This window comes from Nonomuraea sp. NPDC048881 (assembly GCF_040649795.1).
Taxonomy (GTDB): domain Bacteria; phylum Actinomycetota; class Actinomycetes; order Streptosporangiales; family Streptosporangiaceae; genus Nonomuraea.
Genome location: NZ_JBEZGC010000010.1, coordinates 50,454 through 64,157, shown reverse-complemented (window position 1 = coordinate 64,157; position 13,704 = coordinate 50,454). Strand labels below are relative to the sequence as shown.

Sequence of the window (13,704 nt, the reverse complement as noted above, 5' to 3'; positions counted from 1 at the left end):
ACGGGTCCCGGTCTTGACGCGACCGTGCCGGAGGAAGCACCGTGGGTAGCTGTGAGAGCGGCTCCTACCTGCCCAAGGTGCTTCGGCCCGCTTCACGGGTCGAGCGCCCTGTCCGGTGCGTTCCATTGCGACACGCACGGCGACGTCCTGCCGTACCAGCCTCCGCGACCGCCCACGGGCGAATCGCTGGAGGCCATGCGGAAACGCTCGGTGGTGCCCGTGTGGCTGCCCTGGCCATTGCCGCCCGGCTGGACGGTGACCGGGTTCGGCGAGGTCGGCGACGACCGTACCGGCTCGCGGGCCAGCGTGGTCGCGCTGAGCGGGCCCTCGCCGATCGAAGGGCCGGCCGACCTGCTGGTGATCGCCGAGGAACCGGGCGTCGGGCTCGGCGCGACGTTCGCGGGGCTCGACGGTCCCGATCCCGGCGAGGGGTTCGACTCCGGGCCGCCCAACGCGAAGATCGAGGTGCTGGGTCATCCCACGGCGATGTGGTGCCTGGCCGGCATCGACGACCGCGCCGTCTACGCCGGTGAGGCGCTGGGCAACTGGTTGTGGACCATCGCCTGGCCCGCCGAGGCCGGCTGCATGATCGCGCTGGCCGAGCTGTCCCTCCAGGACGCCCGCGACCGCGAGTTCGAGGTGCCGTTCGGCGGGTTCTCGCCGCTGCTGGAAGACTGAGAGCCGGAGATCGAGCGCCTGGAGGGCCGGGCGCGGAGCTGAGCACAGGATCGCCTCCCCCGGGCGGCCGGTTGGGGGAGCGGTGTCCGGGGTCAGGTTCTTCGTCGAGGCGTTCGTGACGATGTTCGTGATCATGGATCCGCCGGGCGTCATCCCGCTCTTCCTCGCCTACACCTTCGGCCGCACCCCGGCCGAGCGCAGGCGCATCGCCTGGCAGGCCGCGGTGACGGCGTTCTGCCTGGTGGTGGTGTTCGCGGTGTTCGGGCGGGCCATCCTGTCGTACCTGCACGTCGAGGTGCCCGCCATGCAGATCGCGGGCGGCCTGCTGCTCCTGCTGGTGGCCCTGGAGCTGCTGCGCGGCACGGCCGAGCCGCGCACCGACACCGTGCGCTCGAACGTCAACGTCGCCCTGGTGCCGCTCGGCACGCCGCTGCTGGCCGGGCCCGGCGCGATCGTGGCGACCATCGTCTTCGCCCAGCAGGCCGAGGGACGCGCCGACGGGCTGGCCGCGCTGATGCTGGCCATCGCGGCCGTGCACATCCTGCTGTGGCTGTTCATGCGCTTCTCGGTCAGCATCATCCGCGTCATCAAGGAGAACGGCGTGGAGCTGGTCACCAGGATCGCCGGCCTGCTGCTCTCGGCGCTCGCCGTGCAACTCATCATCAACGCGATTCGCGCTCTCATGCAGACGGGCTAAAGTTCGGAAGCGTGACAGCGCGTATCGAGCGAGTGGTGACCGAGGGCGTCGTCGACATCGACGGCACCGAGCACAAGGTCGAGAACAACACCTGGATCATCGGTGACGACGACGAAGTCATCGTCATCGACGCGGCGCGTGACGCCGAGAAGATCCTTGAGCAGGTCGGCGAGCGTGAGGTGCTGGCCGTCATCTGCACCGCGGGCCTGCCCGACCACGTCGGCGCGGCCATCGAGGTGGCCAGCAGAGACGAGGCGGTCGTCGCCCTGCACCCCAAGGACAAGCCGCTGTGGCGGGAGACCTGGCGGGAGACCTGGCCCGACATCGACATGGAGGACGACGGCGTCTTCGGCGTCGCCGACGTCCAGCTCGACGTCATGGAGACGCCCGGCGTCACGCCCGGCGGGATCTCGCTCTACTGCGAGGCGCTGGGCGCCGTCTTCACCGGCAAGGCCCTGCAGGCCGACGGGCCGGGCAAGCTCGGCGGCGAGTACCCGGCGCTGGCCGACCAGCTCACCTCGATCGGCGGCCGGCTGTTCACCCTGCCGGCCGACACGCGGGTGCTGGCCAACCACGGTGACGAGGTCACCGTCGGCGACCTGGAGCCGCACTTCGACGACTGGGTGTCGGGCTCGCTGACCCGCGACCCGGCCGCCGCCCGCGACGACGAGGGCCCGCTGACCGACGGCACCAGGGTCTCCGGCATCAAGCTCGGCCCCGGCGACGAGTAGGTGTACGACCAGCTTCCGCTGGACGGGATGCCGCGGCGGCTCTACGCGTGCACGCCGTCGCGGTTGAACACCTGGCTCGACTGCCGCCGCCGCTACCGGTTCACCTACCTGGACCGGCCGCAGCCCTCCAAGGGGCCCGCCTGGGCGCACAACAGCGTCGGGGCCAGCGTGCACAACGCGCTGGCGGCGTGGTGGCGTGAGCCGTACGAACGGCGCACGCCGCTGACGGCCGCCGTCCTGCTCACGAACGGGTGGATCACCGAGGGGTTCAGGGACGCCGAGCAGTCGGCCGAGTGGCTGGGCCGGGCCCGCGACCTCGTGTCCGGATATGTCACGACCTTAGATCCCGCGGACGATCCGGTCGGCGTCGAGCGCACGGTCGCCACGCGTACCAAGGTGGTCGCGCTGTCCGGGCGCATCGACCGGCTCGACCGGCGCGGCGACGAGCTGGTCGTGGTCGACTACAAGACCGGCCGCCGCCCGCTGACCCAGGACGACGCCCGCTCGTCCCTCGCGCTGGCCACGTACGCCATCGCGGCCTCCACGATGATGCGCACGCCGTGCCGGGCGGTCGAGCTGCACCACCTGCCCACCGGCGAGATCGTCGAGTGGCGCCACACCGACGAGTCGCTGGGCCGGCACCTGCGCCGCGCCGAGGAGATCGCCGTCGAGGCCGCCACCGCCGACGACCGCTACCGCGCCGTGATGGGCGCCCCGACCTCGACCAAGCGCCCGGCCCAGGCGGCGGGCCGTGGGGCGGGCGAGCGTCCCGTCGTCGGCCCGGCCCAGGTTCCCGCCGAGCTCGACACGGTGTTCGCCGCCAGCCCCGGCCCGCTCTGCTCGTGGTGCGACTTCCGCCGTCACTGCCCGGAGGGCCAGGCCGCCGGCTCCGACCGCAACCCCTGGGACGGCCTGGCCGACTGATCCCCGGCGAAGCGGTCAGGCGGCCCGCGCCGCCGGCCAGCGACGGGGGTCGGTCAGGCCCTTCAGCCCCTTGCTGAGGTCGTAGCCGGCCGCGCCGAGCCGGGCCCGCGCGCCCGCCAGCATCGTCCGCGTCGAGGGCATGAACGCCCGGTCGTGCACCGGCTCCGGCAGCGCGTTCATGCCCAGCCGGAACGCCCTCAGGGCCGCGGTGACCGTCGCCGGGGGCACCTCGGGCAGCACGCCGTACATGCGGCGGGCCCACTCCGGGAGCGTGTAGTAGCAGAGCGCGCCGAAGGGGAAGTAGGCCGGTTTGCCCGGCGACAACATGCGCAGCTCGCGCGGCAGCCGGGGCCACAGCAGGAACCGCACGGCCGCCGCCGCCTCCTCGGTCACCCGCAGGGCGGGCCGGGCCTGCTTGAAGTAGGCGTCCATCTCGGCGCACGAGCCCGGCACGTCCTCGGGGTGCAGCCCGACGTAGGAGGCGCTCCTGCGCTGCTCGCGCAGGTAGCGGTCGGCCTGCCGCTCGTTCAGCCCGAGCCCGCCGCGCCTGGCCACCTCCAGGTAGGACGACACCTCCGCGCAGTGGACCCACAGCAGCAGCTCCGGGTCGTCCACCCGGTGCGTGCGGCCGGTGCGCGGATCGGTGATGCGCAGCGCCTTGTGGATGCCGCGCACCCGCCTGCCGATCTCGTCGGCCTCGGCCGGGCTGCCGAACGTCACCCGGCCCACGAAGTCGGCGGTGCGGCGCAGGCGGCCGAAGGGGTCGTCCTGGAAGGTGGAGTTCTGCCAGACGCCGAGCATGGCCAGCGGGTGCAGCGCCTGCAACATGAGGCCGCGTACGCCGCCCACCCACATCGAACGGTCGAGATGCACCTGCCAGGTCGCGCTCCGCGGCGCCTGGACGACGAGTTCGTCCGTCATGGTAAGTGAATGATCACATGGCGTTGGACCTCGTGTCCAAATAGTGCTTCTCGGCCGCGTTCCAGAACCTGACCAGCGCGGCGGCCGTCGTCTCCGGCGCCTCGACGGCGGGGGAGTGGACCGCGCCGGGCACGACCACGCAGTCGGCGCCGAGCCGGGCGGCCGTCTCCGACTGGGTCTCGGGCGACCAGCCGTCGTCGTGCTCGCCGTAGAGGACCAGGGTGGGGATCTCGATCTCGCGCAGCTCGTCGGTGCGGTCGTGGGCGTGCAGGACCTGCTCGGCCATGCGGGCCAGGCCGGTGGGGGAGTTGGTCAGCAGCCGCCTGCGCAGGAACGCCAGGATCTCGTCGGAGACGTCGGCGGCCAGCGCCTCGGGCTCCATCCGGTGGTGCCAGAGGTGTTCGAGCCCCAGGGCCGGGATCTCCTCCATGATCTCCCGGCCGTTGCGCGCCCGCCTGCCCTCGATGGCCGCCGGGCCCGAGCTCATCAGCGTGAACGAGGCGAACCGGGTGCGCCCGTCGATCACGGCCTCCCGGCCGACCAGGCCGCCGAAGGAGTGGCCCACCAGGTGGACGGGGTCGCCGCCGCCGATGGCCTGGGCCATCAGGTCGACGTCGGCCCCGAGTGCGGCGCAGGTGTAGGCGGCGGGGTCGTCGGGGCCCGGGGTCTCGTACTGGCCGCGCAGGTCGACGGCCACCACCCGGCGACCGGACTGGGCCAGGGTCATCAGGACCGCGATGAAGTCCTCCTTGCTGCCGGTCAGGCCGGGGACCAGGAGGGCGGGCCAGCGCTCGACCACCCCGCTGACCGGAAGCGCCTCCAGAGCCGCGAACGCGCCATGGGGCGTTTCGAGCTTCTGCGGCGTCACACCGGGTGGCAGGTCGAGGAATCGCGGCGTACTCACGTGGGGCAACAATACCCAGAGGTCAGCGCCTCGACACCGGCAAAGCTTCGACGCTGATGCGAGTTGTGGTGAGTTGTGAGCTTTGCGGCTTTCACGCTCCGGAGGCGGGTGGGCGACGTCCTCGTCCCCAGTGGGGCGTGGCGGGCTCTGAGGCGGCCTCTGGGGTCCTGCGATGCCCGGAGGGCGCATATGTCGGGCGGTGCGTCCGCGAGGCCGTGAGGGGCGCGTAGGGCTCCCTCCCGGCGCCGGTGCCGTACGGACGAAAAAGGCGCGCACCCCGCGAACGGGATGCGCGCCTCCTTCTCGTCGTCGCTAGCCTGCGCGGCGGCGGTTGCCGCCACCGCCACCGCCACGGGCCTGGCGGCGCTGCTGCTTGCGCTCGGTCGCCGCCGACGGCGCGATGTCATCGTCGTCCGTGGCCAGGTCGGGTGACTGGAAGATCACCGCGAACGGGCTCGGCGGGATGATCCGCTCCGGCTCCTTGTGGACCGGCGGCGGAGGCGTGGCCAGGAAGCTCGGCTGCGGCACGGACTCCACGACCGGCTCGGGCGCGGCCTCGGCCGCCCGGCTCCGGACCGGCTCCACCGGAGCGGCCTCGGCAGCACGGCTCCGCGCGGGCGCCTCGGCGGCCTCCTCGCGCGGCCGCGGGTCGGCGGCCTGGGGCTGGTCGGCCTTGCGGGAGCGGGTCCGCTTCACCGGGGTCTTCTCCGGTGTCTCGGCCAGCGCCTGCTCGATGGCCGACGACGCGGCCCCCCTGCTGCGGACGCGCGTGCGCTTCGGCTCGGCGGCCGCCGTCTGGACCTCGTCGGGCGTGAAGATGGCGGGAGTCTCCTCCGTCTTGGCGGCCACGATCTCGACCTCCGGCGTCTCGGCGGGTGCGGTTTCGGCCAGTTCCCTGCCGCCGCGGGTGCGGCGACGCTGGCGCTGGGCGCGGGCCGGGCGCTCCCGCTCTTCGCGCTCCTCGCGCCGGCCCTTGCCGCCGCCGCGGGTGCGGCTCCGGCCGGTCTCACCGAGGTCCTCGATGCGCTCCGCGGCCAGCCCGGCGCGCGAACGGCTCGCGTGCGGCAGGACGCCCTTGGTGCCGGCGGGGATGTTCAGCTCGGTGTAGACGTGCGGCGAGGTGGAGTAGGTCTCCTCCGGCTCGGCGAAGTCGAGCCCGAGCATCTGGTTGATCATCTTCCAGCGGGTCAGCTCCTCCCACTCCACGAAGGTGACCGAGATGCCCGTGCGCCCGGCCCGGCCGGTACGGCCGATGCGGTGCACGTACGTCTTGTCGTCCGAGGGGCAGTCGTAGTTGACCACGTGGGTGACGTCGTCGATGTCGATGCCGCGGGCCGCCACGTCGGTGGCGACCAGCACGTCGATCTTGCCCGCCCGGAAGGCCCGCAGAGCCTGCTCGCGCTGGCCCTGACCGAGGTCGCCGTGGACGGCCGCGACCGCGAAACCACGCGTGTCGAGCTGTTCGGCGACCATGTCGCAGGCCCGCTTGGTCTCGCAGAAGACCATGGTGAGCCCGCGGCCCTCGGCCTGGAGCAGCCGGGCGACGATCTCGATCTTGTCCATCCGGTGGGCGCGCCAGACGATCTGACGCACCTGCGGGGTGGTCTCGCCCTCGCCGCTCTCCATCTCCGCGCGTACGTGGGTGGGACGGTTGAGGTATTTGCGGGACAGCGAGACGATCTCGCCCGGCATGGTGGCCGAGAACAACATCGTCTGCCGCTCCGCGGGGATCAGCTTGAAGATCCGCTCGATGTCGGGCAGGAAGCCCAGGTCCATCATCCGGTCGGCCTCGTCGAGCACGAGGGAGGTGACCTGGCTCAGGTCGAGGTGCTTCTGCTTGACCAGGTCGAGCAGACGGCCCGGGGTGCCGACGATGACATCGACCCCGGCCTTGAGCGCCTCGATCTGCGGCTCGTAGGCCCGGCCGCCGTAGACGGTCAGGACTCGGGAGCCGAGCTTGCCGGCCGCGGTGACCAGGTCTTCACTGACCTGGACGGCCAGCTCGCGGGTCGGCACGACGACCAGCCCGCGGGGCTTCTTGCGGTTCTTGCGCGGCTTGCCGATGCTCTGGAGCATCGCGATGCCGAACGCGTAGGTCTTGCCCGTGCCCGTGCGCGCCTGGCCGATGAGGTCCTGGCCGCTCAGGGCGAGCGGGAGCGCCATCTCCTGGATGGGGAACGGTGTGACGATACCCTCGGTCTCGAGGGCATCGGCGATCTCTGGTGTGACTCCGAGGTCTCGGAAAGTCGTCAGCGTGGCCTGCCTCAGTCTCAAATGAAGGCGGGCCTGCCGGGACCGACGGGCGGAAAACAGCCCCCGTTACGTGGGTCCTCGCGGTAGAGCCAGCCCTCTCGCGTCATCAGCGACCGCGCACCCGGGGAATCGGGGGTTATCGGGGGAATCCCCCGAACTAACACAGTGCGGTCGCACTTTCACAGAGCAGTGTACTCGATACCACAACGCTGGCCGAGCTCGCTTATGTTCCCGCATATTTCGGGAAGTACGCTGCCTCCATGAACGAGTCTCCTGGAGTCGTCGACCTGCTCGGGGTTCTAGCTTACGCCGAGCTCAGCGCCTACGCCCGGATGACCGAGGACGCCGCCACCCTGGCGCCCTCGCTCGCCGACCGCGCCGCGCTCAGCGAGCTGGCCGTGGCCGAGTACGCCCACTTCCGCCTGCTGCGCGACCGTCTGGCCGAGCTGGGGGCCGATCCGGAGGAGGCGATGGCGCCGTTCGTGGCGGCCCTCGACGCCTGGCACGCCCAGACGCGGCCGGCCGACTGGCTGCAGGCCCTGGTCAAGACGTACGTGGGCGACGGGATCGCGCTCGACTTCTACCGGGAGGCCGCCAGGCACCTGGAGCCGTCGATCGTCGAGCTGGTGGACGAGGTGCTGGTGGACGAGGCGCGCTCGCAGTTCGCCGTCGAGCGGGTCAGGGCCGGGATCGAGGCCGACCCGACGGCGGGCGGGCGGCTGGCGCTGTGGGCCCGGCGGCTCGTCGGCGAGGCGCTCAGCCAGGGGCAGCAGGTGGCGACGGCGCGGCCGGAGCTGGCGTTGCTGCTGGTGGAGTCGGCCAGGGCGGCGGGGGGCGAGACTGCTGACATCTCACGCCTCTTCGCGACGCTGACGGAGGCGCACAACAAGCGAATGGCCACCCTCGGCATCTAGCCCGGCCGGTGGACGGACGGCCGTGGGTGGCTGGGCCCGGGAGCTCGGTCTTGCCGGGTGCCGAAGGAGACCGGTCTGGTCGTGGGGCGGTGCGAGGGGACGAAACGGATGTACCGTCCCAGACATGAGGGCCTGGCGCCGCTATGGCAGTTCCTTGACGAGATGTGGGCCGAATCGCTGGACTTCGCGCGTCGTGCTGCGGAGGGGAAGCGCGGGATGCCCGATGAACGACCAGACACGGGATCAAGCCGACCAGACACGGGATCACGCCGATCACACACCGGATCTCGCCGACCAGAGCCGCCACCACGCCGACCGGAGACGGGAGCACGCCGAGCGGCGCCGTCGCCACGTCCGGGGCTGCCGCCTCGGACAACCGGGCGAACGCGAGGGCTGTGGCCCGTGATGCGGGTGCGACCTGTGGCGCGTTCCCGGCGTGACGTGGTGGAGGCGTCGGGCGGCGTGCGCGACCGGTGAGGGTACGGCTGAGTGTGGCCGTACCCTCGTTGTGGGCCTTTGGGGTGGTTAGAGGGTGCCGCCGAAGCCGACCGGCCTGGCCTCGTCCCCACCGATCTCGACGAAACCGAGCGAGGCCACCGGCACGACCACGCGCCGGCCCTTGACGTCGGTGATGGCGAAGACGCCGCGATCTACCGACAGCGCGTTCCTGATCTCCTCTTCGACCTGCTCGGCGGAGAGGTCAGTCTCGACAACGAGTTCGCGGTGTACCGAGCGTACGCCGATCTTGACTTCCATCGTGGCTCCCTAGTCGACTGGGTTAGCGCTCGGTTCCATCGTCGCCGCTCGGAGGCCCGGAGGCGGTGAATGATCGCGCCCAGCGAACGGGTTATGCCGTACGCGGAAAACCGCTGATCCCGCGCCAGGCGAGCCGCGCCATGAGCTGCTCGGCCGCGTCCTTGGGGATCGAGCCCTGCGCGGTGACCCAGTAGCGGGCGCTCACCTCGGCCATGCCGACCAGGCCGACGCCGAGCAGGTGGGCCTCGTCGCTGGTGCAGCCGGTGTCCTCCTGGATGACCGCGCTGACCATCTCGGCGCACTCCTGCAGGGACCGCTCCACCCGCTGGCGCACCGGCGCGACGTTGCGCAGGTCGGACTCGAAGACCAGCCGGAACGCCTCCCCCTGCGTGGAGACGAAGTCGAAGAACGCGCTGAACGTGGCCTGCACCCGCAGCTTGTTCTCGTGGGTGGAGGCCAGGGCCTCGCGGCAGCGGTTGACCATGTCGTCGACGTGCAGGTCGAGCAGCGCGAGGTAGAGCTCCAGCTTGCCGGGGAAGTGCTGGTAGAGCACCGGCTTGCTGACCCCGGCCCGATCGGCGATCTCGTCCATGGCGGCCGCGTGGTAGCCGTTCTCCACGAACACTTCCTGCGCGGCGCTCAGCAGTTGCCGGCGTCGGGCCAGTCGGGGCAGCCGGGTGCCCCGGGGCTTCGCGTCCGGGGTTGCGGTCACGCGGGTCTCCATTGGTCTCTCAGCGAACTGTGCCGACATCCTACGTGCGGGTAGCCGTCACCTCGGCGGTCATCGTCATACACGCTCGATCTGGCGGGCGGCCCGTGCTCAGCGGTAGTCGTCGTCGTCGTAGTCGACGACGCGGTCCTGGTCGGCCGCGTCGGCGGGGTCGGCGTCGAGCGGAAGCTCGCGGCGCTCCTGGGCGGCCTCCTGGCGGATCTCGCGATGCTGCTCGGCGGCGTCGGCCTCGGGCGTCTCCGGCGACAACTCCTCTTCTTCCTCCTCGTCGTAGACGTTCTCGTCCCCGCGGGTGTCCATCTCCGACATCTTCGGCCCCCCTCTTGGTGCGGACGGGTCCAGACTACGCCCGGCCGAAAAGGTCGCCGTGCTTCTCCACTCTGGCGAGTACGTCAGGGGCGGTGAACACCAGGTCATCGGCGTGTTCACAGTCCTCGACCTCCTTCCACAGCAGCGGCGTCGAGACCGTCGGCCGCTCCCTGGCCCGCAGCGAGTACGGCGCCACGGTGGTCTTGGCCGGATTGTTCTGACTCCAGTCGATGAACACCTTGCCCGGCCTGGCCTTCTTGGCCATGACGCTGACGATCTCCTTCGGGTGCTCCTTCTCCAGGCCCTGGGCCAGCCTCTTGGCGTACGCGGAGGGCTCCTCGCGGCAGTCCCAGTCGGCGTACAGCTGCATGCCCTTGTTGCCGCTGGTCTTGGGCCTGGCGTCGAGCCCCTCGCCCTTCAGCACCTCGCGCAGCGTGAGCGCCACCCGGCAGCACTCCACGATGGTCGCCGGCGCGCCCGGGTCCAGGTCGAACACGAGTGTGTCGGGCGGCAGCGCCGCGCCGTCGTCGTCCACCCGCCACTGGGGCACGTGCAACTCCAGCGCGGCCAGGTTGGCGTAATAGGCGAGCGTCGGCAGGTCCTCGATGACGGCGAAGTCGATGCTCTCCCGGCCCTTGGTGCTGCCGGGGGCGGGCAGGTTGACCTTCCTGACCCAGTCGGGTGTGTGCTCGGGCGCGTTCTTCTCGAAGAAGAACTGGCCGGTGACGCCGTTGGGGTACCGCTTGACGGTCAGGGGCCGGCCGGCGAGGTGCGGCAGCAGGACGGGGGCCACGCGGCTGTAGTAGTCGATGACCTCGGCCTTGGTGAAGCCGATCTCCGGGTAGAGCACCTTGTCCAGGTTGCTCAGCGTCAGCTCGCGCCCGTCGACCCTGACCGGCACCTTCTTCACAGCGTCACCTCCGCGGGGAGCTTGTCGGCGCGCAGCCCGCGCCACACCGGATGTCTCAGCCGCAGCTCGTCGGTCCACATGGTGTAGCCCACCTCCCCGACGAGATCGGGCCTAACCCACCGATTTCTCCACGGGACCGCGTTCGCGAACGGGCTGCGCGGGATCTCCAGAGGTCGGAGTGCCTGGTGGAGGTCGTCCAGGATGGCGTCGGTGAACCCGGTTCCCACGTGGCCGACGTACGTCAGCCCTTCACCGGTGAAGACGCCCATGACGAGTGAGCCGATCCCGCCGGCTCTGCGGCCCTTGCCGGGTTTCCAGCCGCCGATCACGACGTCCCGCGTGCTGAGGTGCTTGACCTTGATCCACCACGGCGAGCGCACGCCCGGCCGGTAGGGGGAGTCGAGGCGCTTGGCCACCACGCCTTCCAGGCCCTGCTCCCGCGTGGCGGCGAGCAGGTCGGAGTCCCCGGGGAAGTACGGGGGCGCGCCGACGTCCAGCTCGTCGAGGAGCGCGCGGCGGTCGCGGTAGGCCAGGTCGAACAGCGGCCGTCCGTCCAGGCAGAGCAGGTCGAAGGGCATGTACGTGACGGGGTAGAGCTCCAGCACGGCCGGTTCCGGGTCGGTCAGGTGCATGCGGTGCTGGAGCCGGACGAAACTGGGCCTGCCGCGCCGGTCCAGTGCCACGACCTCGCCGTCGAGCACGGCGTTCTTGACCCCGAACCCCGAGATTTCGGGGTATCGCCGGGTGTACTCCACGCCGTGCCGTCCCGTCACCCTCAGGACGCCGTCGAGGTGCACGAGCGCGCGGATGCCGTCCCACTTGACCTCCAGGCCGTACCGGTCACGATCGGAGGGTAGTTCCCCAGGTACGGCCAGCATTGGTTCAATCGGGTATGGCATTGGTTGCCCCATGACGGGTATGTGCCCATATGGTGAGCCCGCTACTGCTGAGGAGTGCCCATGCGCAGCATCTGGAAAGGTGCGATCTCCTTCGGGCTGGTCACCATCCCCGTGAAGCTCTACTCGGCGACCGAGCAGAAAGACGTCAGCTTCCACCAGGTCCACCGGGACGACGGCGGCAGGATCCGCTACAAGCGCGTGTGCACGGTCGACGGCGAGGAGGTCCCGTACGCGGACATCGCCAAAGGGTACGAACTGGCCACGGGCGAGATGGTGGTGCTCACCGACGAGGACTTCGAGGACCTGCCGCTGAGCACGTCCCGCAGGATCGACGTCCTGCAGTTCACCCCGGCCGCGCAGATCGACCCCATCTACTTCGCCAAGTCGTACTACCTGGAGCCCGACGCGCAGGGCGCGAAGCCGTACGTGCTGTTGCGTGACGCCCTGGAGAGCTCGGGACAGGTGGCCGTGGTCAAGGTGGCGCTGCGGCAGCGGGAGTCGCTGGCCACCCTGCGCGTACGGGACGGGGTGTTCGTCCTGGAGACCATGTTGTGGCCGGACGAGATCCGCGTCCCCGACTTCGAGTTCCTGGAGGAGGACATCGAGGTCCGGGCGCAGGAGCTCAAGATGGCCGAGTCACTGATCACCACCATGGAGTCGGACTTCGACCCGAGCGAGTACCACGACACGTACCGCGAGGCGTTGCAGCAGGTGATCGAGGCGAAGGTGGCGGGCAAGGAGGTCGTCGCGGCGCCGGAGGAGGAAGAGGCGGGGCCGGCGGTGGACCTCATGGCCGCCCTGCGCGCCAGCGTCGAGGCCGCGAAACGGGAGCGGACCGGGGAACCGGCCAAACCGAAGAAGGCGGCGGGCGGCGGCAAGTCCGCCAAGGCGTCCAAGGGGGCGGAGGAGGCCGAAGAGGAGGCCAAGGAGGAGGAGAAGGCCCCGCCGAAGCGCAAGGCCCGCAAGTCCGCCTGAGCCCCTTCCGCCACGGAGGTCCGTACGACGACGTCCCCAGGACGTGCGGACCGGACACCGAAGCCCTGGTGCCCGCCGACCCGCGTGCCTGTCTCTCCGCTGGTCCGGCGACAGTACGCCCTGTAGCGCGATCGCGAACCGCCGGCGAGGGCCGGACGCCTTTGCGGCGCCAGGAGTCGGGGAAAATCGTGTGCCGGCCGGTGAGGCCGTCCAGCGGGGCTCCGACGATCATCCCCGCGCTCAAGCCCCGGGCGACGCCTTTCCGCCTGCGAGCGCTGTGCGGACGCAAAGGACATGGCCATCGCCCTGGCGACAGACCGGCCGGCGCAGATGGGCGGCGTAGATGGGCGGCCGGGACGAGCTTCTGAGGCGATATGGATCCCCATGGCGAAGTAGCGCACCACCACGGCTCCTGTGACGAACAGCATGGCCGGAAGGGGTGGGGGCGGCACTGAGGCGCGCACGGGGGCGGCGAAGGCGACCGTTGCGGTGGCGGAGAGGGCGACAAGCCACCGATCCCGGGCCGAATGATCCCTCTGCGAGGCTTGGCCGCTTCCCGATCCAGGAGACCGACCAGGCCGCGTACGACACCTGGCGGACCAACCAGGCGCACTGGCGTGCGGCGATCACCGCGCGGGAGCTGGCGAGGGAGTTGGTCGGGTGAGACGTCCAACGTCAGGTCCGCGCAGGACAACCGGGCGGAGCGGGGGACTGGGCGAGTGGTGGTCGCGCGTCTGACCGGGCGGAGCAGGGGGTTGGGCGAGTGGTGGCCGTGTGGCCGCGTCAGGGCGGGCGGGGGCCGGGCAGGTCGTGTTCATGGCGGTGGATGCCCTTTCCTGGGGGCGACGTGCCTGGGTGGCTGAGCGTAGGCGCCTACGTGCGTGGGCCGCCGGACGGGCTCAGCGTCGCGTGGCAGGGGGCGCGCTGCCTGTGCGGCCCGAGGGCGGCACAGAAGATGTGGCCCTCGCGGTGTGCCGGGGCGGCCGTCCGCGTTCCGGCTCACATAACGGCCATTAGCCATAAAGCGGACATTATCTTCAAATCGCAATAAGCCGCATCAATCGCCCCGGGTAAGTCGGTCGATCACCGACACTTGATGCCGG

General features: G+C 71.0%; 14 protein-coding genes. 6 read left to right on the top strand and 8 right to left on the bottom strand.

The window, feature by feature from the left end; translation table 11 throughout:
- Positions 1-24 precede the first annotated feature (24 nt).
- From AB0C33_RS32190 to AB0C33_RS32175, 4 genes are all read left to right on the top strand, one after another.
- On the top strand, positions 25-678 hold the full coding sequence (locus AB0C33_RS32190; RefSeq protein ID WP_358294371.1) for a DUF6758 family protein: 654 nt from the start codon (positions 25-27) through the stop codon (positions 676-678).
- Between the two features lie 82 nt (positions 679-760).
- Complete coding sequence (locus AB0C33_RS32185; protein ID WP_352319244.1) at positions 761-1,375, top strand: MarC family protein; 615 nt, start codon at positions 761-763, stop codon at positions 1,373-1,375.
- 11 nt (positions 1,376-1,386) lie between these two features.
- Entirely contained in the window at positions 1,387-2,106 is a 720-nt protein-coding gene (locus AB0C33_RS32180; RefSeq protein WP_352352854.1) for an MBL fold metallo-hydrolase, read from the top strand.
- Positions 2,107-3,030, top strand: coding sequence for a PD-(D/E)XK nuclease family protein (locus AB0C33_RS32175; RefSeq protein WP_358294370.1), 924 nt, complete (start codon positions 2,107-2,109; stop codon positions 3,028-3,030).
- 15 nt (positions 3,031-3,045) lie between these two features.
- On the opposite strand, the gene AB0C33_RS32170 is transcribed toward AB0C33_RS32175, so the two are convergent.
- The 3 genes from AB0C33_RS32170 to AB0C33_RS32160 form a co-directional block, all read right to left on the bottom strand.
- On the bottom strand, positions 3,046-3,951 hold the full coding sequence (locus AB0C33_RS32170; RefSeq protein WP_358294369.1) for an oxygenase MpaB family protein: 906 nt from the start codon (positions 3,949-3,951) through the stop codon (positions 3,046-3,048).
- A gap of 13 nt (positions 3,952-3,964) precedes the next feature.
- Positions 3,965-4,855, bottom strand: a complete 891-nt coding sequence (locus AB0C33_RS32165) for an alpha/beta hydrolase (RefSeq protein WP_358294368.1) — start codon at positions 4,853-4,855, stop codon at positions 3,965-3,967.
- 312 nt (positions 4,856-5,167) lie between these two features.
- On the bottom strand, positions 5,168-7,018 hold the full coding sequence (locus tag AB0C33_RS32160) for a DEAD/DEAH box helicase (protein ID WP_358294367.1): 1,851 nt from the start codon (positions 7,016-7,018) through the stop codon (positions 5,168-5,170).
- 350 nt (positions 7,019-7,368) lie between these two features.
- On the opposite strand from AB0C33_RS32160, the gene AB0C33_RS32155 reads away from it, so the two are divergent.
- A complete protein-coding gene (locus AB0C33_RS32155) occupies positions 7,369-8,022 on the top strand; it encodes a ferritin-like fold-containing protein (protein WP_358294366.1) in 654 nt (217 codons plus the stop codon).
- A 525-nt stretch (positions 8,023-8,547) separates the two neighbouring features.
- On the opposite strand, the gene AB0C33_RS32150 is transcribed toward AB0C33_RS32155, so the two are convergent.
- The 5 genes from AB0C33_RS32150 to ligD (AB0C33_RS32130) all read right to left on the bottom strand — a co-directional run bounded on the left by AB0C33_RS32150 (position 8,548) and on the right by ligD (AB0C33_RS32130) (position 11,605).
- Positions 8,548-8,778 (bottom strand): DUF3107 domain-containing protein, encoded by a 231-nt coding sequence (locus AB0C33_RS32150; protein ID WP_358294365.1) that lies wholly within the window; start codon positions 8,776-8,778, stop codon positions 8,548-8,550.
- A gap of 91 nt (positions 8,779-8,869) precedes the next feature.
- Positions 8,870-9,490, bottom strand: a complete 621-nt coding sequence (locus AB0C33_RS32145; RefSeq protein WP_352319259.1) for a TetR/AcrR family transcriptional regulator — start codon at positions 9,488-9,490, stop codon at positions 8,870-8,872.
- 108 nt (positions 9,491-9,598) lie between these two features.
- The gene (locus tag AB0C33_RS32140; protein ID WP_358294364.1) at positions 9,599-9,808 is read right to left on the bottom strand and encodes a hypothetical protein; all 210 of its coding nucleotides are present in this window, start codon (positions 9,806-9,808) and stop codon (positions 9,599-9,601) included.
- A gap of 43 nt (positions 9,809-9,851) precedes the next feature.
- Positions 9,852-10,727: a non-homologous end-joining DNA ligase gene (gene ligD / locus AB0C33_RS32135; RefSeq protein WP_358294363.1), complete on the bottom strand. Its 876-nt coding sequence runs from the start codon at positions 10,725-10,727 to the stop codon at positions 9,852-9,854.
- Entirely contained in the window at positions 10,724-11,605 is an 882-nt protein-coding gene (gene ligD / locus AB0C33_RS32130; protein WP_358294362.1) for a non-homologous end-joining DNA ligase, read from the bottom strand. Before ligD (AB0C33_RS32130) ends, ligD (AB0C33_RS32135) begins: the two co-directional genes overlap by 4 nt.
- Before the next feature lie 81 nt (positions 11,606-11,686).
- Here ligD (AB0C33_RS32130) and AB0C33_RS32125 point away from each other — a divergent pair, with 81 nt between their 5' ends.
- On the top strand, positions 11,687-12,601 hold the full coding sequence (locus AB0C33_RS32125; RefSeq protein ID WP_358294361.1) for a Ku protein: 915 nt from the start codon (positions 11,687-11,689) through the stop codon (positions 12,599-12,601).
- Positions 12,602-13,704 lie beyond the last annotated feature (1,103 nt).